The following is a 21,810-nucleotide window of genomic DNA, read 5'->3' on the forward strand; positions in this document are numbered from 1 at the left end:
AGCCTGGTAGAGCACTGTCTTCGGGAGGCAGGGGTCGGAGGTTCGAATCCTCTCACTCCGACCAGCACTTAGCTGGTTTTCCCGGACCGAGGCGCAACGAAACGCGCAACGAAACCGCCCCAATCACCCCGCTCTCCTCTCCATGATCGCGACCGCCCGCTGCTGGTGGTCAGGGCTGTGCTGCCGGTAGACCCCCTCCAGCGTCGCCGCGGTGGTGCCGAAGTAGTCGGCCGCGTCCTCCAGCGAGATGCCCCTCTGGAAGGCCCACGTGACCGCCGTGTGCTTGAGCGTGTGCGGCGTGACCTCCGGGCCCAGACCGGCCCGCTCGCGGGCCTCCCGCCATGCGCGCTTGATGCTCGAGATCGGCTTGCCGTTCCATTCGATCACGTGGGTCGCGGCCTCGCCGTCGGCGGCCCGCCATCGCTGAAGGTGGGCCTGCAACTGGCGCGGCGTCCTGGCGGATCCTCGGCGCTTCTTCGTCCGACGCTCTTGCGCGCCCTCGAAGTGGATCACGCCATTCGCAAGGTCCACCGAGCCGGCGTCGACCGCCTCGGTCCAGCGCAGGCGGAGGATCGCGTCGCGGCGCCGCCCGGTGTAGAGCGCGATCAGGATGAACCGTCTCAGGTGCGGGCTGGCGGCCCGCAGCAGCGCCGCGGCCTCCTTGCGGGTCAACCAGCGGTTACGGGGCGGCGGCTTCTCCGGGAGTGTCACCTTCACCGGGTGCGCGAGCACCTGGTCGGCGTGGGCCCAGTTCAGCGCCGACTGCAACGCCCCCAACTCCCGGCGTGCCGTTGAAGCAGCCGCCGGAGGCCAGGTGCGGGTCCGTCCTGCCTTGTCGACGATCTCTCTGGGCGTGGTGGTGCGCCACTTCACGTAGTCGCGGCAGACCCTGCGGGTGACCTTGTCGACCGTCAGCTCCGCCCAGAATGGCGAGAGGGCCGAGACCGCGTCGCACAGCCGGCCGGGATCCGCGACGGCGGGCCCGCGTTCATCGAGGTAGTCCGACAGGAGCTCTCCGACCGTCACTTCCGATGCCGCTGCAGGGCCGTGCCGTGCGGGTCGTTGTTGGGCGAGGTAGTCCGCGAGCGCTCTCTGAGCTTCCGCATGCTGGCCTCGACCATAGCCCGTGCGTTGTTGTTTGCCGCCGTCGACGATGACCCAGGCGCCATCGTCCTTGCGTTGATGGAGACGGGCTGGGCCACGGGGACGGGGCATTCGATGAACTCCTTCATCGCTTTGGTCGAGACGTAGAAGCGGCTGCCGATCTTCGTGGCGGCGAGCCGCCCCGCGTGGATGGCCCTGCGGAGAGAGGAGACCGTTACCTTCGCGTGCAACGCGGCGGCAGCTTCCTCCAGAGTGTAGAGGCGGGGCAGTTCGGGGCGTGACTCGTGTATCTGGCGGTCAGTTTGTGGGGGATAGGCCGGCGCTGGCTCGCCGCTGATCGTTCTCACGTCGCTCTCCATGACTGGGGCGAGCGGCGCCCGGGCGGCCGATCGTGCACAAGCCGATCGGCCGCGCGAACGCGCTGCCCTTGATCGGCTTGCTCATGCCAGTGGGGTGGTGGTCCCTATGCTAGCGGGCGGCCTGGCGATCTGCGCCATGGGGACTTGGTAGCCTTGCGGCGCGTTGACGCGCCGCTGGATCTGGTTCGAGACCAGTCTCGGTGGTCGAAGGAGCAGGTATTATGTCCCACCAAGCTTCCCTGCGTAGCAATCAGCGCAGACATTCCAGCGTCGAAGCCAGCGGCCGCGGCTCTTCCTGGATACGCTCCAGAAGTCCGGCGCTTCCTTTGTCTACTGGCGTAATCCCGTGCCGGCTCTCCTGCAACTTGGTCGTGCGCTGCGCCCTGCTCTAATGACTCAACTAAGTGATGGACAACATGAGAGCCCACAGCCCTCCACAGAGCCAATGGTCCATCGAGCACTTGGCCTTGAGGCGGATGAACGGCGACGCCGGCGAGACGGTCTTCGGGACAACTGCGGGTCCTGGTTCGGACCCGCGCTGGGCCACGACGTTCACGCCGCTCTTGTGATACCGCGTCGCGAACGATCGTCGAGCCGGGTCAGCGCCTGCTGAAGTCGGTCATTCAGGGCGCTGAACGCGATCGTGGTTCCTGCACCGCACCGGCGGGCATCTCGCTCCGGTAGTTCGTGTCGTTCCAGCCCGTAGACGCCGGTCTTGGAGAAGATCTCCCGTCGCTTCCCATCGCGCGGATCTGCCGGGTCGAAAGTCGGGAGCCGGAAACTGAAGATGTCGGGGCGCAGGTGCGCGAAGTTGGTGACGCGATGCGCGGGGTCCAGATCGCCGAGGACATGAAGACCGAGCGCTTCCAGGCCCGCCCCCAGGAGCCGCACCTCCACGCGCGTGCGTCTCTGCTCCGGCGGAAGCGACGTGGCCGTCCTCCCCATCCGGCGGTCGCTGATCTTGTTCTGGATGCTCACCATCACCGGGCCACCCTTCGCGCCGAAGCAGGTCGTGCCGTCCGCCATGGGCGGGTGGTGGTTCGCGGGATCGCCGGCCAGCCCGTCCAGGCCGCTCCCGGAGCCGCCCCGGATCATGATGTTGGGCACGGTCTCGCCCCTCGGCCCGGTCGTGAAGCACCGCATCTGGTCGAGGCCCGGCCCCATGAAGTCCGTGAGCGGCACGTAGGACCGGGCCAGCATCGTGGTCATCAACCAGCGCTTCTCGTCGGACCCATCCTTGGGGAAAATATCCAGCGAGACCTCGAGGCCCGCGATCTTTACGTGACCGTCCAGCCCCCAGCGCTTGTCGATGGCGTCCGCAATCCCGAGCACATCGACGCCGGGCTCCTGCAGCCGCACGATGAACTGCTTATGCGTCCCGGCGTCCGCGCCCTCGCGCCTGCTCCAATCGGTCACGAACGGCGTGCGCGGCGAAAAGGCTTGCAGCTTTTTCGAGACGTGCTGGTTCTGCGAGGCGTCAATCGTCCTGAACTTCAGGTCGATCCAGTCGACGCAGGCGCTCACCTTGTAGTCGGACAGGTTCAGCCGCGGGGTGGCGACCAGTCTCCCGCGGACGCGGCCCTGGGACCCTCCGTGGGGTGTCAGGTCGTAGATAAGCCGCAGCGGCGTGCCGTCCACCGCAGCGGCGACGCCGACATGCGTCAGCTGCACGTCGGCTTCGATCGTTGAATTCGGCATTTCATTTCTCGTCGTGGTGGACTGTTTAGTGGAGGCCGCCGTCTTCAAGCGAGGCGGCCCTTTGAACGGCGCGACGCCGCGAACCGCGCCAGCGGACCGTTGCGCGCGCGGAGAAGCCGCTTGCGGAAGGTCTCCGCCCTTGGGGGATGTTCTCCAAGCGCAATGAACCAGGCCCGCTCGACAACCGGCGAGCGGACCTTCTCACGGCACTCCCGAAGGTTCGTCCCGCTGCGCTTGCGCATCGCTCTCGCCGCCCCCTCCACGGCGAACCAGAGGCGGACGAGCTCCGTTCGCTCAAGGGGACGACCCCTGCGGCGCTGGTGATGCTCGCGGTCCAGCCAGTCGACGAAGTCTTCCAGGCCGGCTCGCATCTCCGACAGGTCGCACTTCTCCAGATCACCGCACAGAGCGATCGTCTCGACCGCCTCCGCGAATCCGCCCGGGTGCAACGCTTCGAACCGTTTTCTCCAACGGCTATGGCGGGCGCGTCGGCGCGCGTTGCCTATCGCTCGGGCAAAGCGGGGGTTCGAGAGTATTTCTCCGTCTCGAACAGACCTGCGAGACGCCGCGATCTCGCCGCGGCCCAGCGTCGTCATCATTGGCTGCCCCCGCGGTGCTCAACGGCGAGTTCGCGGAGATCCGTGATCGTCATCCGCTCCCACCTCACGCCCCGCACGCGCGTCCAGCGGCCGCCCGGGCCCGGACGACGCCAACTGGGCGGCTGGAGTGTCTGCAGGAGGGCGAGGGCCTTCTCGTAGCCCTCCACGCGCAGGTCTGCGTCGCCATCGACGATCTCGTAGGCGCCGTCCCGCGTCAGTCCGGGATGGAAGACCTCTCCCCTGTCGGTGACGGGAACGAAGCGCAGCTCGTCCCGGTCCAGCGGTTCAGCTCGGGGCAGCGCCTCGAAGCGGGCGTCGTCGCGCCAGACCGACGGGCGGAAGCTCTCGCGATCCTTCAGCCAGGCGAGCGCGGAGGCGGCGGTCACGCGGCCCTCGTCGACCACGAACCCGGCCTCGCCCTTCGACATCATGTTGCGGATGCGCCGCTCCGTGACGCCCCCGAAGGCGGCGAGCGCGCCGGCCTCGACTGGCTCCCCGTGGTCCAGCGCCCAGCGGCCCCTCGCCTGTCGCGCGATGTAGGCGATCCCGGTCGCCTCGATGCCCCAGGCCGCGCGGGGAAGCGCCGCGTCGAAGGCCACGACCTCCTCGATCATCTCCCGGATGCGCGCCGCCCTCGCCTCCACGTCGAGCCCGCGGGCGATCAGCGCGCCGTTCTCGCCGTAGACGGCGGCCGCCTCCAGGAGCTGGCCGATGCGGGTCTCGCTGACCAGCTCCAGGCGGCCGATCTCCAGCGCATCACGCCACGGGAGGTCCGATCGGTGGGGGAGAAGGCGGCGGACCGTCGTCTCCGCGGCGGCCTCCGCGATCTCCTCGCCGCCGAGCTTCTCATGGAACGCGTGCGCGGCGACGATCGTCTCGCGCAGGTCGTCCCCCGCATCGGCGATCACGTCGGGGATCTCGTCGGCGGCGGCTTCGATGGCAGCGTGCTCGGCGAGCATTCGATCCGGATCGGGCATCTGTTCATCCGTGATGTTGTGATAGCACGAATGCGTAGATGTGGGCCGCACCCTCCTCCATCAAGATGCGTGACGCCATGATTTCACGCGTGATGTGAAAAAATCGTCTCAGCTCTCCGCGCACAACAGGCTCTCTGAGGCGGCCCGTGGCGGCCGGTCGGGCCGGGCTATGGTTTGGGTGGGAAAATCAGCTAGCGGCCGCCACGGAGCGCCTCCGTGGCTCCTGGGGGCACTTGAGGAGGTGGATGTCAGATCCGCACGTCAGAACTTCGCTTGCTATGCTGACCAATTGGAAGCCGGGCTGGATAGCCATCGCCGTTGCGATGATTTCCCGACGATGTCGCCATTCAGTCTGAATTATCAGAAGTTTCGTGTTGAATATTTCGCGTGATCGACCGAGCAGCCGACGTCCTCCTCCCTGCACCTGATCGACGACGAGGCCGGTGACGACAGTCCTTGGGGCTGGAGCTGCGAGACCTCGGATCACAAGGCGCCAGCCAATGTGGGCTCTTCCCGTTCTTCAGCTCCAGTCCACCGCGCGTCACCGCTGACGCCTACGACACGGGGCCGCCGACGCGCCTGCCCGTTGTTCTGGCCCTCGACCAGCAAGGGCCCGCTCCGTCGTTCTTTCTCGGGTTGACGGCTAGGCGCACGGTTCACACGGGGGTCTTCTGCCATTCGCCACGACATCAAGCCCGCGACGCTCGTAGGCTCGGGCGGATCCGGCGTCGGTCGGATGTGTCACGCAGCAGGCGAAGAAGAGATCCCCCATGGCTCTCATCGCTATCACCAGCCCGAGACGCAGCGCCGGCAAGTCCACCCTGGCGGTGCGGCTCGCCAGCGCGTCGACCCCGGTGGACCAGTCGTGCTTGCCGATGGCGGCGCCAAATAGGTGCTCATGGCTTGAATGACAGGTGCGACGGCAAACGTCTCTCCACCCGCTTTCTGCGAGGATCGAACAATTGGCTTGAACCCGCAATTCGCCTGCACAGCGCCCATGTGTCGCGAACGCGCCCAATAGTAACTCATTAATGACTCTCCGCGGCGATGGTCAATAAAAGAATCATTTTAAGTATAGACCTATTCTGCCAGATTGGTGCGTCTCGCAGCAGCAATCATCGTCAGGTCTTGGTATGCGAATTGGCGTTTCGAGAAGTGTCGGAGTGCAGGGCGCGACGCCGAGCTCGGTGTGGAGCGGGGAAGCTTGCTTCATCGCGCATAGGCTAGACCGGCCAGGCATCCCGCTGATGGGGCTCATGGCCGCCGCCCTGCCTCTCGTCCAGAAAGCAACATCTGCGGGCTGGACATCGGCCCTACTCGGAGCGGGCGGCCTGATCTGCTTCGGCCTCGCGCAGCGGAGACGGAATTGATGCGGTCCGGGGAAGGATGGCCGTGATCATGGCGCAGGTTGCATCGCTCGCGGCCCTTCGTGCGGCGAAAATTGCCGATGTCCACGAGGGCGGCGAGGTCTTCTCCCGCATCGCCCCGTTCTGCCTATGCCCCTCCAAGATCGATCTCGCTTGGTCCTGGCCTGCCTCCGATACACACCTGCTGCTCGCCGTGATGCCGGTGATCGGCGCCATCATCGGCGCGGTCGCGGTCATCTGGCTGGGTCGTCGACTGCACCGCGACTTCGAGAAGACGATGCGGCCGCTGGATCGACATCGTTCCCCGCCCGGGGGCGGCGGCGAGGGCCGGCGGCGACAGGCTATAGGGTCGAAATGAGGGGCTTCACCCTCGCAAGGCCCAAGCGCGCGGCGGCGGTCTGGCCAGGTTCTTCCGCCCCAGCACGCGGCAACCGTCCGAGGGCGATGCGCGAAACGCCCACGGCGTCCTCGGCGTGCAACGTCCTCTTTCTCAAGCGAACGCATCCGCAGGATCGTCTGCCTAATGCGCTGCGAACTTCGATAGGGAGCTCCCATGCCGGTCATCTCCTTCGCGAGCTGCAAGGGCGGCTCCGGCAAGTCGACCTCCGCCTTGGTGCTGGCCTGCGAGCTGGCCGAGGGCGCGGACGTGATCCTAATCGACGCTGACCCGCACCAGCCCCTCGTCGCCTGGTCCACCATGGCGCCGCCGCCAGCGCGCCTCTCCGTGGTTTCCTCGAAGGGCGAGCGCGAGATTCAGGACGAGATCGACGTCGCGGCCCGCAAAGCGCCCTTCGTCATCGTCGACCTGGAGGGCATGGCCTCGCAGCTGGCGACCTTCGCCATGTCCGAGAGTGACCTGGTTCTCGTGCCGGCGCAGGAGCAGCACCAGGACGCCCAGGCGGCCGTAGACACCCTCGGAGCCGTTAAGCGGGCGGGCAGGACAGGGCGGCGCGACATCCCCGCCGCCGTGCTGCTCACGCGCACCAAGGCCGCCGTGAAGAGCCGCACCGCCCGCTTCATCGCCGCCCAGCTGCGCGGCATCGAGGGCGTGCGGGTGATGAACGTGGAGCTCAACGAGCGCGACGCCTTCTCGGCGCTGTTCTCCTCGGGCGGCGGGCTGCGCCAGCTGGATCCGAACGAAGTGCGCGGGATCGACAAGGCGATCCTCAACGCCGTCGCGTTTGCCAGAGAGGTCGTCGCGCTGCTCAAAGAGGCGAGAAAATGATGGGCCGCAAGGGCTTGGGCGCCTCTAACCTAGCCGATGGCCTGGACGACTTCGCGCCGCGCGGGGCAGGGCAGGGCGCTCCGGCCGCCGAAGTCGGGCGGGACGTTGCTCCGCCGGCCGGAAGCCACGTCATCCCGCGGGCCAAGCCCGGACCCGTTCCCAGCGACCCCTGGGCGACGTCGCGCGAACCCCGGCATGAAGACCCCGCGAACGCCATCGTGCAGTCCTCGGTGCGCGTGCCGCGCTGGATCGCGGACGGCTTTCGCGATCTTTGCGCCCGCGAGCGCCGCACCCATTCCGACATGCTGCGGGTGCTGATGCAGCGCGCGTAAGGCGAGGACAGCGAATAGGGCGGGGCGGTGAGCGACACTAAGACGGTGCGCAAGACGCGCCCCAAGACCTTTAGCGAACACATGAAATTTCTTGCGAGCGGATGTCAGACCCTCTCTCTGGGGATCATCGCGGCGATCCTGCTAGATCCGGTCACGAAAGGGACGGCGATCGAGGTCAGGTCGATCAGGCGGGGCGTCGTCGCGCTGGCGGGGTGCATTTTCGCCCACTACATGCCTCTGATGGTCGAGGAGAAATGACATGACCCTCACCGACTTTCTGATCGGCGCCATCCCGCTGGCCTTCATGATCGGCGGAGTGATCTACGCGCGGGTGCTGCGCTACCGCTATGACTTGGCCGTCGCCGCGGGGCAGTGCTCCGCCAAGCCGGCGGCCAAGACGTCCGTCGTCGGGGCCCTCTCGCCCGAAGGATCGCGCATCACGGGCGAGATGGCCCCGGAGGCGCTGGAGCGCACCGTCGGGCAACGAGCCGCCATGGAGCAAGCAAGCCGGCGGACGGAAGACGAAGCCCGGCTGGCGAGCGGCGAGAACGATTGAACCTTGCCGCCGGCCGTGAACCGGGCCATCGCGCGGCGCGCTCCCCAAGAACTACTCTCCGCGGCCCGCGGGGGTCGCCCGCCTATGGGCGTTGGGCACGATTGATGAAGATTGGGTAGGAGTTTCTTCTAATCGTCTTTAAGTTCGAGGGGCGGCTCGACGTTGCCCTTCTCGCGCGCTGCTTGGCTCTTGGTTGCTCCAACTTTGTGGCGTCCGCACGACATCACTCCGGTGCGCGGTGCGGTGCGCGCGATCAAGCGCGCGAGTGCCGCTGACCCTTTTTGCGAAGCTGCACAGAATGGAGGGCGGCCGCCTACTGGACGCCATGCTCGACGAGAGGGAGGTCTTGGCGAACAAGCTGTCGACCGGCGCTGATCCTTGCGCGCTGCTCGATCGGGACGGCGAAGTCGATGCGGAGGCGATGGCGGCCGTCGACGCGTTGATGCGCGAGGTGTTCTCGCTTCGTGGAGGGGTCGTCTCAGGCAAGGCCGCACCGACGCCAGCGACGTCTCGGCCGACCCTCCCGCAGCGCGACGAGACTGCCGTTCGGTTCGCCGTGCGCGGCCCCAAGTGGGTCGCGGACGACTTCCGGGCCCACTGCAAGGTCGATCGCCGAACCTATGCGGACATGCTTCGCATACTGATGGAGGCCTGCAAGAACAGCTCGTCCAGCGCCTGACTCCCAGCACCTGCAGGGCCAGGATCAAGAAGACGAACGGCAGTGTCCGGCGCGCCGCGACGCAGCGAGATGCGCTCGGATCGTCGCACAGCGTTGCATTTATCACCACGGCTCACCCAGCGCCTCTGCAGAACGCCTGGAAGGGGGTCTGCAGCCCCGGGAGTGAGTTTCAGGTATCAGGTCTGCGGAGTGCGCTGACAGCGCTCTCGGACGCCCCTGGGGGCCTTCTGTCGATTGGGGCGGCGGCGGCGCGATTTGCGTTCGGCCGACCCGCCCGCGTCGGCGCGCTGTCTCGGCCCAGATCGCGCGCGGCGCTCGCCGATGGGAAAGGCCGCGGACGGGTCCGTATACCGTCCGAGGTCGGAACGAATAGCGCAAGACGGACTGAGCTCACCTTCGCGCCCGCGTCCGAGCAACTCGGTCGCCGAGCCGCCTCGCTACTGCACGTCGTTGCCCCGCGATCAGAATTTGATCGGGATCGGCAAGGTCATCGTCGCGCTCTTTCTCGCGTTTGAGCTTGCCCGCATCGGCTTGGTCGAGATCATCGACCCCGGCGGGACCGGGTCGCTGACCGCCTGGGAGCGCCTCGGGCCCTGCCGCCCGCGACCACGAGGAAGCACATTCAGGTAGCGGACCTGACCAAGGAAGATATCGCCTCCGCCCGCGCCCGACACGTGATCATCGACCGCGGCGCCATGAAGGCGCCTGCCGCCGTGACCACCCTGGCCGCGAGCGGCCTGGTCGTCATTCCGCCGAGCGAACGGTTCGACGACATCGCCTCCATGCCCTTGGCCATGGCCACGCTCCGCGGCGCCGGAGAAGTCGCGGAACGCGAGATACCCCACGCGGCGCCGCTCTCGCACCGTCGCGACCTCCCCGCGGTCCACGCCGTCCGGAGATCGCCAGGAAGCTCGCCACGATGGAGGGCGTGCGCCTGCTCGGCGCCGGGCTCGACGAAATGGCAATCTTCGCATCGCTTCTCTCCACGTGCGAGGATCTCCATGCGCGGGCCGGGCGCGAAGGCGAGGAGGGCCGAAAAGAGATCGAAACCGTCGAGGCGTTCGCCCGCGAGGCGCTCGACCTCCTTGGCGAGAGCGTCGCCCTGGGAGGTCCGCCCAGACCAGCCAGCCTGCCGCGCGACGAGATTCCAGTTCAGCATCCGCGGCCCGCGCCGGATCGCGGACGAGTTCAAGGCGCTGTGCAAGGGGGAGCAGCGCACCTACGCGGACATGCTGCGGGTCCTGATGGACCCCTACGAGCGCGGTGGAGAGCGCACCTCCTTAGCAAGAGGCCCGCGGCGCAATGGCTGCAGAGCCGTGCGTCGCCTCCCTTGCTGAGCAATCGGACGTGGATGCGGCTGATTTCTCGCCGGCGATCTTCGCCGAGGCGGAACGGCGCAAACGGCCCTTTCAGCACATTCGCGCCTGGAGCTGCGCATGACCGGTGTCAGCCCTTCTCGGACATTCGCGCGTAGTGCGGAATGAGTCAGGGCTCAACGCACGAATGGCGGGAAGCGGCCATTCACAGCGCTTGGCGCGATCGTCCATAGTGCGATGGTCGCGCCATCAACGCAGCCCTCTTTTTGGGTGGGCCAGATCAACGTGTGAAGCGGTAAAGCTTACGGCGAGAGCATGGCCTCTCAATGAAAACGACTGCATTCGCAACACCACTACCGAGTTAAGCAATTCTGCTATTCAAGTAAATGGTCGAAGGCTCCTGCAACCGATTCAGCCTTGTCGCGCTTGACATCCTTCTTGTGCTGAGCGAGCAGTTTCGCTGACATTGCCCTACACCATTTTTGACTTTTCAAATCATTCTTGTAGTCGAAGTATTCGTCGTCTTCTGGCGCGACTTCGGCGTTTAAGTCGATGGCCGCATTTTCAGCTAAAGTTGCAAAGCCATCGGCAAGCTCATCAAGTCGACCATCCTTCGCAATTTGATCAAGAGAGCTTAGAATTTCTAAACCCTCTGCGCTATCCTTTATGATTGCAATCACGGAAAAAAACAGAAAGAATTTAGTAAGCGTGTAATTCGCGAAGGATCTATTTTCCAACTCATTCAAGGCATCAGGTGTCGCTTGAAAGCACTTCCATAGCGCAACGACCCTTGCGCCGGTAACACTTGGACGCCCGAAGATCTCTGAATGTAGGTCATCCATTATCTTGTATTTTTGGTGGCAACTCCAAGGCTGCTCAAGGTCGGCAGCCAGCAACACCAAGCCCGCCGCTTCGTTGGAAATTACCTCCTTTCCTTTGTTGTTCTCTCCCTGCTTTATCTCGTATGCAATTTTGCCCCCGCTTACTTTCTCTACCTCAGCTTTGAGGCGTTTCTGCAAGTTGTGGTTGGACTTCATATCGCGAGCTTTGATCGCGTTCTGGTTGTTGCTGTTTCGAGTGATTTTTTGGGATAGAGAAACGTCGCCTTTGACCTCAATTAGTTTGACAAGGATCTTGAGGTCATCAGTGATCTTAGCCCTTTCAGAAAGCAGTGAGGTAAGGCTTTGTGCACCGTTGACTACCACATAGTCCTCAACGGTTATAAATTGGTCGCTCTCGTCAATTATCTCCCGGCAAAGAACATTAATGCCGTTGTGATAAAGAGGGAAATTTCCGTGCTCTGATTTTTCTCGAATACTTGCCTTAATGCTCTTATTGACCTTGGTGTTTCCAAGGGAAAGTCGCACATTTTGCTCGAAAAGAGCGCCGTCCGATATTCCTTCCATCTTTGTGAGGTTCAGTGCGGGTGCAAGAAAAATTCGAGCGGAGGCCCCTCCAGCGTCATACTCGATGACGTCACTGTCGGAAACGTCAAATTTAAATTTTTCAGAGATGCCGCCATCGACATCCAAATCTACATAGTCCGAGGCAATCTCCGCGGCATCATATAAGTCGATGATGTCCACTTTTTTAATGTAAGTGTGAGCATCATTATTTGCTGGAACATTAGTTATGAAAATGCCTTGCACATCATAACCAGCAGCGACTTTCTCAGCTACCTCATTCCTCGTTATCGCCTGCCTAAGGCGTTCATTTTTTGTTTCTCCAGCAAGATCTTCGATATTCTCCTTGCTGCTAAACTGAACCAGCGTTCCGAAAAAGTCCTTCAGTTCAGTGTCCCCAAGCGTGGCTTTATCACTCGTTTTCGTCTTGGCTTGCATAACGTAAACAATTTCAGAGATATTGTCGACGTAAATTGCGTCTACGCCCTTATCGTGCTTAGCGTCGACGCAGGCGTCATCTGCCATAAATTCATCAAGCCTGAAAATGTTCTCAAGGAACCATTTCAGGAATCGCTTAGAAAAGTCTGACGCACGCCCTGAGTAGTGCTTCTCCAAAACGTCAGAAAAGTTGCTGTGCCTGAGGTCTTCTGCTTTCACTTTGTGTGTCCTGCTATGATGAACAGGTTGCGTTTAGTCTTGGGGCCTCATGATCATAGGGGATGGCCGCGTCGAGGTCGATAACTTCTCATCTCCTGATGGGGGTGGCTCCTAAAAACGCCGGGCTCAACTCTATCCACGAGCGATGGCTTCCCGACGGGGCGCCGCATCTTGCTTGAGCGACAGCTTAGGATACCATATGGACCTCCCCCGTTCCTAGCGTGACCGACAGGAAACGGCCGATCATGCACATCCTCGGCATCCTATGGCAGTAATTTGCGGCGGCCGCTTCCTGCGCTTCGCTGCTGTTAGTCCAGGACGCCGCGAGCGGCCGCTTTCCGCCCTTCGCGGCGGCCGTCTCGAAACCGTTGGATTTCGAGAGGGGAGCAGTTGGCGCGACCGCCGTCGCCGTGCGCGTCGAGATCAAGCGAGCCTGACCTCTCGGTCACGAGATCCTCGTGTCGGTCAGGCCCGACCTGCCGGAATTCATGGTCGAGTTCGTCGCCTGTCGCCTACCTGGTCGCGATGGCGGTTCGCGGCGAAGCTCGCGACGCTCTCCAGTCGCCTATCAACCTAGGGGCGCCTGTTCTCGACGCCAAGCCGAGTAAGGGCGCAGACGTTTGGCGGACAGGCCGCATCGATGTGGCGAAGCCTCGCGCGTCGGCCTCCGCGTCGCGGCGTGCGGCGAGCAACGCCCTCATGACTTGTCGGCATCGTGGCGTCCATCGCCCCTGCTCCTGCTGCGAAAAGCGGCCGCGAGGGCGGCGACCATGATCACGACCCCGGTCCGTCGCTGACAAGTCGTCCACCCGATAGAGCGCGACGCGATGATGAACCCTGGGACCTGCGCCGCCTCCGCAGGCGAGGTGATCAAATTCGCCGGCAGGTAATCCATCGCGGGGTGGCTACGCCATGACCCCGTAGCGCGCCGGAGAAGGGGCTGGCAGCCCCGCCATGAGTTTTCCGGGCCCCGGGGGCGCCGAACCCGCAAGCGGCGCTCACGGACGCTTCAGCGCGCCAATAGCCTGCTAGGCGGATCTGGAGCAAGACGCGCGGTCAACACAGGATCTCCGCGGGTTCGGGCCGGGAGGCGGACCTGCCGCGCGGACTCGCACCCGGCGCCCCGACGCCATGGGCTGGGCGCCACAGGGAAAGGCCGTGGACGGGTCCGTATACCGCCCGCGGTTTAAGCAGTCGCCAGGACGCCACCCCAGATGACGCTCTCGCTGTTCCTGTGACCGCGGCGAATGCGAGCCGCTCCCACCCGCGCTCCCCGCTCTGGCTCCCGTGGATGCGAAGTCCTAGAGATCCGCACTGTCTTGCATTGAGCCGTCCCTCCGAAAAAATCCGGTCCAGGTGGTTGCTCTCCATATGGAGATCGGGGTGACCAACAGCGCGCCGCGCCGGAGGGGGCCGGCATCGAGGTTCCGCTGGCAGGTGGTCCGTCCGCCCATGTCAGCCACCGCAGGGGCAGGTTAATCATCTGATGTTTCGAGGATAATTTAGCACTGGCTATACTTAAGCCAACTTGATCAGCAGTTGGAGTCAGTCATGACCAGCGCAGCCCCTCCCACCGTCCAGGCCGCCTTCGCCGCCATGCTCGAGAAGAGCGGCAAGACGCAGAAAGCCATCGCGGAGGAGGTCGGCCTGGAACGCCGGAACGTCATCTCGATGATGAAGACGGGCGAGATGGAGGTTCCGATAGAACGGGCTCCGGCGCTTGCACGTGCCTGTGGGGCGGACCCGGCCGCATTCACTCGCCTCGTCGTTCAGGAGCATATGCCGGAAGTCTGGGAGACCCTGGAGCGCGAGCTTGATCGGAGTAGCGCAACCAGTATCGATGAGCGAGACGCTCGCCATTGTCTCCTCCCGAGTTGATTGAAATGCACTATGCCCACTCCACCCCCACCCGCGATCAGAGCGACTGGCAGCCACTTCCCGAGCACCTGATTCAGGTTGCGGCGCTGGCTCAGGAGCGGGGGCGGCCGCTAGGCCTTGCCCGCGCCGCGTCGATCGCCGGACTGCTTCACGACCTCGGAAAATACGATCCCGCGTTCGGCCGGCGTCTCGCCGGCGGCGCCGAGCGCGTCGATCACTCCACCGCCGGAGCGGCCCTGCTGGGCGAACTGGCTGGGCGGGCGGAAGGTCCGGCTGCCGATCTGCTCGCCTATGCGATCCTCGGCCACCACGCGGGCCTGTCGAACCGGCTCGACGAGACGGACGCCTGCGTGGACCGGCGGCTGGAGAAGTTCGTGGATCGACTCGACCCGGTCTGGCGGGCGGAACTGACGGTCGAACTCGCCGGCGCCACCGCGGAGCTATTCGCGAAGGCGGACAAGCCGCATGCGGCCTTCGAGCTCTCCCTGGCGGCGCGTATGGTCTTCTCCTGCCTCGTCGACGCCGACTTCCGCGATACGGAGGCGTTCTACGCGGCCCGGGAGGGACGGGTTCCCGACCGCGACTGGCCGGACCTTCAGACGCTCGCGCCCCGTCTGACCCAGGCGCTGGAGGCGAAGCTCGCCAGCCTGTCGCAGGACGGAGAGCTGAACGCTCTACGGCGCGGCGTCCTCGCCCACGTCCGGGATCAGGTCCAGCGCGAGCCGGGGCTCTTCACCCTCAGCGTGCCCACGGGCGGGGGCAAGACGCTCGCCTCGCTCGCCTTCGCGCTGGACCATTCGCGGGCGCATGGGCTGCGCCGGATCATCTACGCGATCCCCTTCACGTCGATTATCGACCAGACCGCCGCGATCTTCCGCGACATGTTCGGCGGCGACGTCGTGCTTGAGCATCATTCCGCCATCGACGAGGAGGACCGCGACCGGCGAGGAGAGCCGCGCCAGGGCCGCGACAAGCTGCGCCTGGCCATGGAGGACTGGGCGGCGCCGGTGGTCGTGACGACCAACGTGCAGCTGTTCGAGAGCCTGTTCGCAGCCCGGCCGTCGCGGGCGCGGAAGCTCCACAACATAGCGGGCTCGGTGATCGTGCTCGACGAGGCGCAGGCCCTGCCGCGCGACCTGCTGATCCCCTGCCTGCGGATGCTGGACGCGCTCGCCCGGCGCTACGGGTGCAGCATCGTCCTGTGCACCGCGACCCAGCCGGCCTTCGACAGCCGCCAATTGAAGGAGCACGGGCTGGAGCTGGAGGGGCGCGAGCTAGCGCCCGACCCGGTCGCCCTCGCCCGCCGGCTGCGTCGCGCCCGGGTGCGGCTGGAGGGGCCGATGGCGGATCCCGAGCTCGTCGAGGCCTTGGCGGCGACCGAACAGGCGCTGGTCATCGTCAACACCCGCGCCCATGCGCTGGAGCTCTATCGGGCCGCGGAGCGGAAGGGGTTGGATGGCCTGATCCACCTCACCACGCGGCAATGCGCGGCCCACCGTCAGGAGATCCTAGCGCAGGTCCGAGAGCGCCTGCATCCCGACGACCCGAAACCCTGCCGCCTGATCGCGACGAGCCTCGTCGAAGCCGGGGTGGACCTCGACTTTCCGAAGGTCTGGCGTGCGGAGGCGGGCCTGGACGCCGTCGTGCAGGCCGCCGGGCGCTGCAACCGGGAGGGGCGGCGCCCTCTCGAGGACAGCATCGTGACGGTGTTCGCGGCGCCCGATCATCCGGGCTCCGCCGAGGTGCGTGCGCTCGCGCAGGCGATGCGCAGCGCCCTCGACCGGGCCCAGGGCCAGCTTTCCCTCGACGCCATCGAGGACTGGTTCGCGGACGTCTACTGGCGCAAGGGCGCTTTGCTGGATCGCAAGGGCATCTACGGGCGCTTCAAAGTTTCGCCCCGCGGGACGGACTTCGCCTTCCGCGATGCGGCGGAGGCATTCCGGATGATCGAGACGACGATGCTTCCTGTCGTGACCCCTTGGGGCGCAGAGGCCGAACGGACGTTGGAGCGCCTGCACGTCCCCGAGATCCCATCCGGCGCCCTTGCACGGGCGCTCCAGCGCCATGTGGTCCTGGTTCCGCCCCAGGCGAGGGAGCGCCTGATTTCGGCGGGCCACGCCGCCTTCGCGGCTCCGCAGGTCCGGGGGGACCAGTTCTGCGTCCTCCAGACCCGATCGCTCTACCGGCCGGAGGCCGGCCTGATCTGGGAGGATGCGGAGTATCTGGCAGCGGAGCAGACGATGATCTGATCAACCATAGTGGGCGGGCCGTCTCGGGAACTCGCTTGCGTTTGTTCATGTTTGAGACATCATCACGGTAGGGAGATTTGCAATGACCTATGGGATTCGTCTGCACGTCCGTGGCCGCCACGCCCTGTTCACCCGGCCGGAGATGAAGGTGGAACGGGTCAGCTACGACGTGATGACCCCCTCGGCCGCCCGCGGCGTGCTAGAGGCGATCCACTGGAAGCCTGCCATCCGCTGGGTGATCGACCGCATCCATGTGCTCTCGCCGATCCGCTTCCAGTCGATCCGCCGCAACGAGGTCGGCCACAAGATCCCCGCGTCGAGCGCGAAGCGCGCGATGAAGCGCGGGGACCTGGAGGGCCTGCAGCTCCTGGTCGACGAGGATCGCCAGCAGCGCGCGTCGACCGTGCTCGTCGACCCCGCCTACGTGATCGAGGCCCATTTCGAACTGACCCCCAAGGCCGGTCGCGACGACAGCGAGGGCAAGCATCTCGACATGTTCAACCGCCGCGCCGCCCGCGGCCAGTGCTTCCACCAGCCCTGCCTCGGCACGCGGGAGTTCGCCGCCGACTTCGCGCTGGTCGAGCCCGACGCGCCGCTCCCGCCCCGGACACCGGAGGCCGAGACCCATGAGCTCGGCTTCGGCGTCCCCCGCGATCTGGGGCTGATGCTGTGGGACATCGACCACGCCGCCCCCGGCCGGCCGTCGATGTTCTTTCGCGCAGGGCTCGTCGACGGCGTGATGGAGGTCCCCCCGCCCGGCTCGCCCCAGGTGCTGAGATGAGCGTCCTCGCCGCCCTCGCCCGCGCCTGCGCGCGGCTGCCGGATGCCCCGCCCTTCGGCTTCTCCACCGAGAAGATCGGTTTCTGCATCGTCTTGAATTCCGACGGCATGGTGGCGGAAAAGCCGATCGATCTGAGGGACACGGACCGCAAGCGCAGCCCGAGGGCCTTGATGGTCCCGCAGGCGGTGAAGCGCACCGCGGGCATCTCCCCGAACTTCCTTTGGGACAAGAGCGCGTATGTGCTCGGCGTGACCGCGGGCGAGGGCAAACGGACGGCCCAGGAGCATGCCGAGTTCCGTCGCTTTCACGAGGAGCGGCTGGCGGGGACGGACGACGACGGGCTGCTCGCCCTCCTGCGCTTCCTGTCGGCGTGGACGCCCGAGGCCTTCGCGCCGCCTCTCTGGCCGGAGGATCTGCTCGACCAGAACCTCGTCTTCGCCCTCGCCTCCGAACGGCGCGAGCGGTTCCTGCACGACCGACCCGCCGCCCGCGCCCTTTGGGAGCGCCTGAAGGCCGAAGGCGCGGCGGAGGCGCGCATCTGCCTCGTCACCGGCGATCCCAGTCCGGTCGCGCGGCTGCACCCCTCGGTGAAAGGAGTCTGGGGCGCGCAGTCCTCCGGCGCCAGCCTCGTCTCCTTCAACCTCGACGCCTTCGCCTCCTACGGCCATGAGCAAGGCGAGAACGCCCCCGTGTCCGAGGCCGCCGCCTTCGCCTACACCACCGCGCTGAACCGGTTCCTCGAGCGCGACTCCGGCCACCGCATCCAGATCGGCGACGCTTCGACCGTGTTCTGGGCGGAGGCTTCTGAACCCGCCGCCGAGGCGGAGGCGGAGACGCTTTTCGCGGCCTTTCTCGACCCCGCCGCCGCCTCCGCGGCGGAGGACGCCGCCGCCGCCCGCCGCATCGGCGTGCAGTTGAAGCGGATCCGTGAGGGCCGGCGGCTGGACGAGGTCGCGCCGCATCTGCCGGGCGTCCGCTTCCATGTGATCGGCTTCGCGCCCAACGCCGCCCGCCTCTCGATCCGCTTCGCTTGGGCGGACGATTTCGGCCGACTGACCGCGAACTACCAGCGGTTCCTCGCCGACACCCACGTCTCGCCGCCGCCGCGAGACGGGTTCCCGCCGCTCTGGCGCTGGCTGCTGGAACTCGCCGCGCAGGGCAAGCGGGAGAACGTGCCCCCGACGCTTGCCGGCGACTGGATGCGGTCGATCCTGGCCGGCACGCCCTACCCGCTGACGCTTCTGACGCTCGCGCTCGTGCGCATCCGGGCCGACGGCCGTCTCGACGCCCTGCGCGCAGGCATGATGCGCGCGGTGCTGGTCCGCAATTTCAACAGGGAGGTTCCCGTGGCGCTCGACCCGGACTGCGACGACAGGGGCTATCTGCTCGGGCGGCTCTTCGCCGTCTACGAGGAAATCCAGCGCGCCGCGCTGGGCGGCCAGGTGAACGCGACGATCCGCGACAAGTTCTACGGCTCCGCCTCCGCGACGCCCCAGAAAGTGTTCAGCCTGCTGGACCGCGGCTCGGCCAACCACCTGCAGAAGCTGCGCAAGCTGAACCCGGGCCGATCGGTGAACCTCGAGAAGCAGCTCGCCGCGATCATGGAGCGCATGTCGCCCGGCGCCACGCCCTATCCCGTCTCGCTGCCCATGGCCGAGCAGGCGCTGTTCGGCCTCGGCTACTACCATCAGCGCAGCGACTTCTTCCGCAAGCGGCCCGAAGCCGGGGCCGAACCCGAGCCTCAGGAGACCGTCGCATGACCGCCCTCGCCCGCCGACACGACTTCGTGCTGCTGTTCGACGTGACCAACGGCAACCCGAACGGGGACCCCGACGCGGGCAACCTGCCCCGCCTCGACCCGGAGACGAACCATGGCCTCGTCACCGACGTCAGCCTGAAGCGCAAGATCCGCAACTACGTGGATCTCGCCCGCGGCGGACAGGACGGGTTTCACATCTATGTCGAAGAAGGCGCGATCCTAAACGAAAAGCACCGACAAGCCTACCGGGCGCTCCGCCCCGACGACAAGAAGGTAGAGGACTCGAAGGCCAAGCTGAACCCCAAGGACGATACAGAGGCGCGCGAACTGTGCGACTTCATGTGCGCCAACTTCTTCGACGTGCGCACCTTTGGCGCCGTGATGTCGACCGGGGTCAACTGTGGTCAGGTCAAGGGCCCGGTGCAGATGACCTTCGCAAGTTCGGTCGAACCGATCCTGCCGGCCGAGATCTCGATCACCCGTATGGCCGCGACCAACGAGGCTGAGAAGAAGCAGCGGGCCGAGGGCGACGACGGCGACGCGCGCACCGACAACCGCACCATGGGCCGCAAGCACATCGTTCCTTACGGTCTCTACGCGGCCCACGGCTTCGTCTCCGCCAAGTTCGCCGAGCGAACCGGTTTTTCAGACGCGGACCTCGAGCTTCTGTTCGAGTCCCTAGTCAACATGTTCGAGCATGATCGCTCCGCTGCGCGCGGCGAGATGTCGACCCGCGGCCTCATCGTCTTTCGCCACGACAGCGCGCTCGGCAATGCGCCCGCCCATCGCCTTTTCGAACGGGTTCGCATCGGCCGCCGCGTAGATGGCGCATTCCGCGAGATCGACGCGCGCCTCGACAACCTGCCGCCCGCACGTCGCTTCTCCGACTACTCGATCGAGATCGACCGGGACGACCTGCCGTCGGGGGTCGAGATCCTCGAGATGGTCTGATGCCGCCGCCCGGCGCACGAGGGCGGCAGGAGGAGCCGATGCCGATCTCGGCCCTCCAGCACGTCGTATACTGCCCGCGCCAGGCGGCGCTGATCCATCTGGAGCGGCTCTGGGCCGAGAACCGCTTCACCGCCGAGGGCGACGTTCTCCACGCGGTCTCCGACAAGGGCGCGACGCGCCGGGCGAAGGGTCTGCGGCGGGTCCATGCGTTGCCGCTGCGCAGCGCCCGCTTGAACCTCGCCGGCGTCGCGGACCTGGTGGAGTTCTCCCCCGGCCCCGACGGGCGGGAGACGGCGCTGCCGGTGGAATACAAGCGCGGCAAGCCCAAGCTGCACCGGGCCGACGAGGTCCAGCTCTGCGCCCAGGCCCTTTGCCTCGAGGAAATGACCGGGGCGTCCGTCTCCGACGGCGCGCTGTTCTACGCGCAGACGAAGAGACGCCTGCGCGTGACCTTCGATGAAGATCTCCGCGCCCTGACCGAATCGGCCGTCCGGGAGCTCGCCGGAATTCTCGCCGGCGGCGTCACGCCGCCGCCCACACCGCATCGCGCTCGCTGCCGCGCCTGCTCTCTTGTCGAACTTTGCCGCCCGGATGCCGTTTCGCGCTCCGCCCTCGCCTGGCGCGACCGGATGGCCGCCCGCTTGCTGGAGGACGGTTCGGCATGAAAAAGCTGCTGAACACCGTCTACGTGACGACCGAGGGCGCCGCGCTCAAGAAGGACGGCGAGACCCTGGTCGCCGAGATCGAGGGGGCGGAGAAGACCCGCATCCCTCTGCACATGCTGGGCGCGGTCGTCGCCTTCGGACCGATCCTGATTTCGCCCGCGCTGATTGGCGCGTGCTCCGGGGCCGGAATCGCGATCGTCCTGCTCGACCGCGCCGGCCGCTTCCAGGCGCGGGTTGAGGGACCCGTCTCCGGCAACGTTCTGCTGCGTCGCGCGCAATATCGCGCCGCCGACGGTCCCGAGGGCGTGGAGATCGTGCGCTCCTTCGTCATGGGCAAGGTCGCCAACCAGCGCGCCGTCCTGCGCCGCGCGCTGCGCGACCACGGCGCCGAGATGGCGGCCTCGGACCGCGCCGCCATCGAGGACGCCGCCGCGCGCCTCGCCGCGATCCTGCGCCGGGCGCAGCTCGCCGATGCCTCCATAGAGGCGCTTCGCGGCTCGGAGGGCGAGGCCGCCAACCGCTATTTCGCGGTGTTCGACCACCTGATTCGCTCCCCCGACCCCGAGCTCGCCTGGACCGGACGTTCGCGTCGCCCGCCGCTCGACCCGGTCAACGCGCTGCTGTCGTTCCTCTACACCCTGCTGGTGCACGACTGCCGCTCCGCCTGCGAAGGCGTCGGGCTCGACCCTGCGGTGGGCTTCCTGCATCGCGACCGTCCCGGCCGCCCGAGCCTCGCGCTTGACCTGATGGAGGAGCTGCGCGCGCCGCTCGCCGACCGCCTGGCCCTGTCGCTGATCAACCGCCGCCAGCTCCGCGCAGCCGATTTCCGCCGCATGGACGGCGGCGCGACGCTCCTGACCGACGAGGCGCGTCGCACGGTCCTGACCGCGTGGCAGGAGCGCCGCAAGGAGGAGCGCCTGCACCCGTTCGTGCAGGAGCGCGCGCCCTTTGGCCTCGTTCCCCACCTGCAGGCCCAGCTCCTCGCCCGCCACCTTCGTGGCGATCTCGACGCCTATCCGCCCTGGTTCTGGAGCTGAGCGATGATGGTGCTGGTGACCTACGACGTGAGCACGACCGACGCCGAGGGCCGCCGTCGCCTGCGCCAGATCGCCCGGGCTTGCCAGGATCACGGCCAGCGGGTGCAGTTTTCGGTATTCGAGATCGAGGTGGAGCCCGCAATGTGGACGAAGCTGAGAGCCCTCTCTGATTGGGGTCCTGGTGGTCAAGCTGCTCCTGTCTTCATCCTCATTCGTCG

General features: G+C 66.1%; 20 protein-coding genes. 14 read left to right on the plus strand and 6 right to left on the minus strand.

Annotated features, from left to right (window positions below; genetic code table 11):
• Positions 1-123 precede the first annotated feature (123 nt).
• From AAC134_RS20570 to AAC134_RS20585, 4 genes are all read right to left on the minus strand, one after another.
• Entirely contained in the window at positions 124-1,215 is a 1,092-nt protein-coding gene (locus tag AAC134_RS20570; protein ID WP_339951064.1) for a site-specific integrase, read from the minus strand.
• A gap of 800 nt (positions 1,216-2,015) precedes the next feature.
• Complete coding sequence (locus tag AAC134_RS20575; protein WP_339951066.1) at positions 2,016-3,161, minus strand: hypothetical protein; 1,146 nt, start codon at positions 3,159-3,161, stop codon at positions 2,016-2,018.
• A 44-nt stretch (positions 3,162-3,205) separates the two neighbouring features.
• A complete protein-coding gene (locus tag AAC134_RS20580) occupies positions 3,206-3,760 on the minus strand; it encodes a hypothetical protein (RefSeq protein WP_339951068.1) in 555 nt (184 codons plus the stop codon).
• Positions 3,757-4,737 carry a hypothetical protein gene (locus AAC134_RS20585; protein ID WP_339951070.1) on the minus strand — a complete coding sequence of 327 codons (981 nt, stop codon included), beginning with the start codon at positions 4,735-4,737 and terminating at the stop codon, positions 3,757-3,759. Before AAC134_RS20585 ends, AAC134_RS20580 begins: the two co-directional genes overlap by 4 nt.
• 1,386 nt (positions 4,738-6,123) lie before the next feature.
• Between AAC134_RS20585 and AAC134_RS20590 the strand changes: the two genes are divergently transcribed.
• The 6 genes from AAC134_RS20590 to AAC134_RS20615 all read left to right on the plus strand — a co-directional run bounded on the left by AAC134_RS20590 (position 6,124) and on the right by AAC134_RS20615 (position 8,896).
• Positions 6,124-6,462: a hypothetical protein gene (locus AAC134_RS20590; protein WP_339951072.1), complete on the plus strand. Its 339-nt coding sequence runs from the start codon at positions 6,124-6,126 to the stop codon at positions 6,460-6,462.
• Positions 6,463-6,657: 195 nt separating this feature from the next.
• The gene (locus AAC134_RS20595; protein ID WP_339951074.1) at positions 6,658-7,329 is read left to right on the plus strand and encodes a ParA family protein; all 672 of its coding nucleotides are present in this window, start codon (positions 6,658-6,660) and stop codon (positions 7,327-7,329) included.
• The gene (locus AAC134_RS20600) at positions 7,326-7,661 is read left to right on the plus strand and encodes a hypothetical protein (RefSeq protein WP_339951076.1); all 336 of its coding nucleotides are present in this window, start codon (positions 7,326-7,328) and stop codon (positions 7,659-7,661) included. The genes AAC134_RS20595 and AAC134_RS20600 overlap by 4 nt, the downstream gene beginning before the upstream one ends.
• A 27-nt stretch (positions 7,662-7,688) precedes the next feature.
• Positions 7,689-7,919 (plus strand): hypothetical protein, encoded by a 231-nt coding sequence (locus AAC134_RS20605; RefSeq protein WP_339951078.1) that lies wholly within the window; start codon positions 7,689-7,691, stop codon positions 7,917-7,919.
• A 1-nt stretch (position 7,920) separates the two neighbouring features.
• Entirely contained in the window at positions 7,921-8,217 is a 297-nt protein-coding gene (locus tag AAC134_RS20610) for a hypothetical protein (RefSeq protein ID WP_339951080.1), read from the plus strand.
• Between the two features lie 265 nt (positions 8,218-8,482).
• The gene (locus tag AAC134_RS20615) at positions 8,483-8,896 is read left to right on the plus strand and encodes a hypothetical protein (RefSeq protein ID WP_339951081.1); all 414 of its coding nucleotides are present in this window, start codon (positions 8,483-8,485) and stop codon (positions 8,894-8,896) included.
• Between the two features lie 622 nt (positions 8,897-9,518).
• On the opposite strand, the gene AAC134_RS20620 is transcribed toward AAC134_RS20615, so the two are convergent.
• Together AAC134_RS20620 and AAC134_RS20625 are read right to left on the minus strand one after the other, a co-directional pair.
• Complete coding sequence (locus tag AAC134_RS20620) at positions 9,519-10,055, minus strand: hypothetical protein (protein ID WP_339951083.1); 537 nt, start codon at positions 10,053-10,055, stop codon at positions 9,519-9,521.
• Positions 10,056-10,586: 531 nt separating this feature from the next.
• Positions 10,587-12,272 carry an AIPR family protein gene (locus tag AAC134_RS20625; protein WP_339951085.1) on the minus strand — a complete coding sequence of 562 codons (1,686 nt, stop codon included), beginning with the start codon at positions 12,270-12,272 and terminating at the stop codon, positions 10,587-10,589.
• A 1,551-nt stretch (positions 12,273-13,823) separates the two neighbouring features.
• On the opposite strand from AAC134_RS20625, the gene AAC134_RS20630 reads away from it, so the two are divergent.
• The 8 genes from AAC134_RS20630 to cas2 form a co-directional block, all read left to right on the plus strand.
• On the plus strand, positions 13,824-14,150 hold the full coding sequence (locus AAC134_RS20630; protein ID WP_339951087.1) for a helix-turn-helix transcriptional regulator: 327 nt from the start codon (positions 13,824-13,826) through the stop codon (positions 14,148-14,150).
• A gap of 5 nt (positions 14,151-14,155) precedes the next feature.
• Positions 14,156-16,399, plus strand: a complete 2,244-nt coding sequence (gene cas3, locus AAC134_RS20635) for a CRISPR-associated helicase Cas3' (protein ID WP_339951089.1) — start codon at positions 14,156-14,158, stop codon at positions 16,397-16,399.
• A gap of 82 nt (positions 16,400-16,481) precedes the next feature.
• Positions 16,482-17,180, plus strand: coding sequence for a type I-C CRISPR-associated protein Cas5c (cas5c, locus tag AAC134_RS20640; RefSeq protein ID WP_339951091.1), 699 nt, complete (start codon positions 16,482-16,484; stop codon positions 17,178-17,180).
• Positions 17,177-18,940: a type I-C CRISPR-associated protein Cas8c/Csd1 gene (gene cas8c, locus AAC134_RS20645; protein ID WP_339951093.1), complete on the plus strand. Its 1,764-nt coding sequence runs from the start codon at positions 17,177-17,179 to the stop codon at positions 18,938-18,940. The genes cas5c and cas8c overlap by 4 nt, the downstream gene beginning before the upstream one ends.
• The gene (cas7c, locus tag AAC134_RS20650) at positions 18,937-19,890 is read left to right on the plus strand and encodes a type I-C CRISPR-associated protein Cas7/Csd2 (RefSeq protein WP_339951095.1); all 954 of its coding nucleotides are present in this window, start codon (positions 18,937-18,939) and stop codon (positions 19,888-19,890) included. The genes cas8c and cas7c overlap by 4 nt, the downstream gene beginning before the upstream one ends.
• A gap of 38 nt (positions 19,891-19,928) precedes the next feature.
• Entirely contained in the window at positions 19,929-20,555 is a 627-nt protein-coding gene (gene cas4, locus AAC134_RS20655; protein WP_339951097.1) for a CRISPR-associated protein Cas4, read from the plus strand.
• A complete protein-coding gene (gene cas1c / locus AAC134_RS20660; RefSeq protein WP_339951099.1) occupies positions 20,552-21,592 on the plus strand; it encodes a type I-C CRISPR-associated endonuclease Cas1c in 1,041 nt (346 codons plus the stop codon). Before cas4 ends, cas1c begins: the two co-directional genes overlap by 4 nt.
• Before the next feature lie 3 nt (positions 21,593-21,595).
• On the plus strand, positions 21,596-21,810 hold a 215-nt coding region (cas2, locus tag AAC134_RS20665; protein WP_339951101.1), incomplete at its 3' end, for a CRISPR-associated endonuclease Cas2.

Source organism: uncultured Albimonas sp., assembly GCF_963977235.1.
Taxonomy (GTDB): Bacteria; Pseudomonadota; Alphaproteobacteria; order Rhodobacterales; family Rhodobacteraceae; genus Albimonas.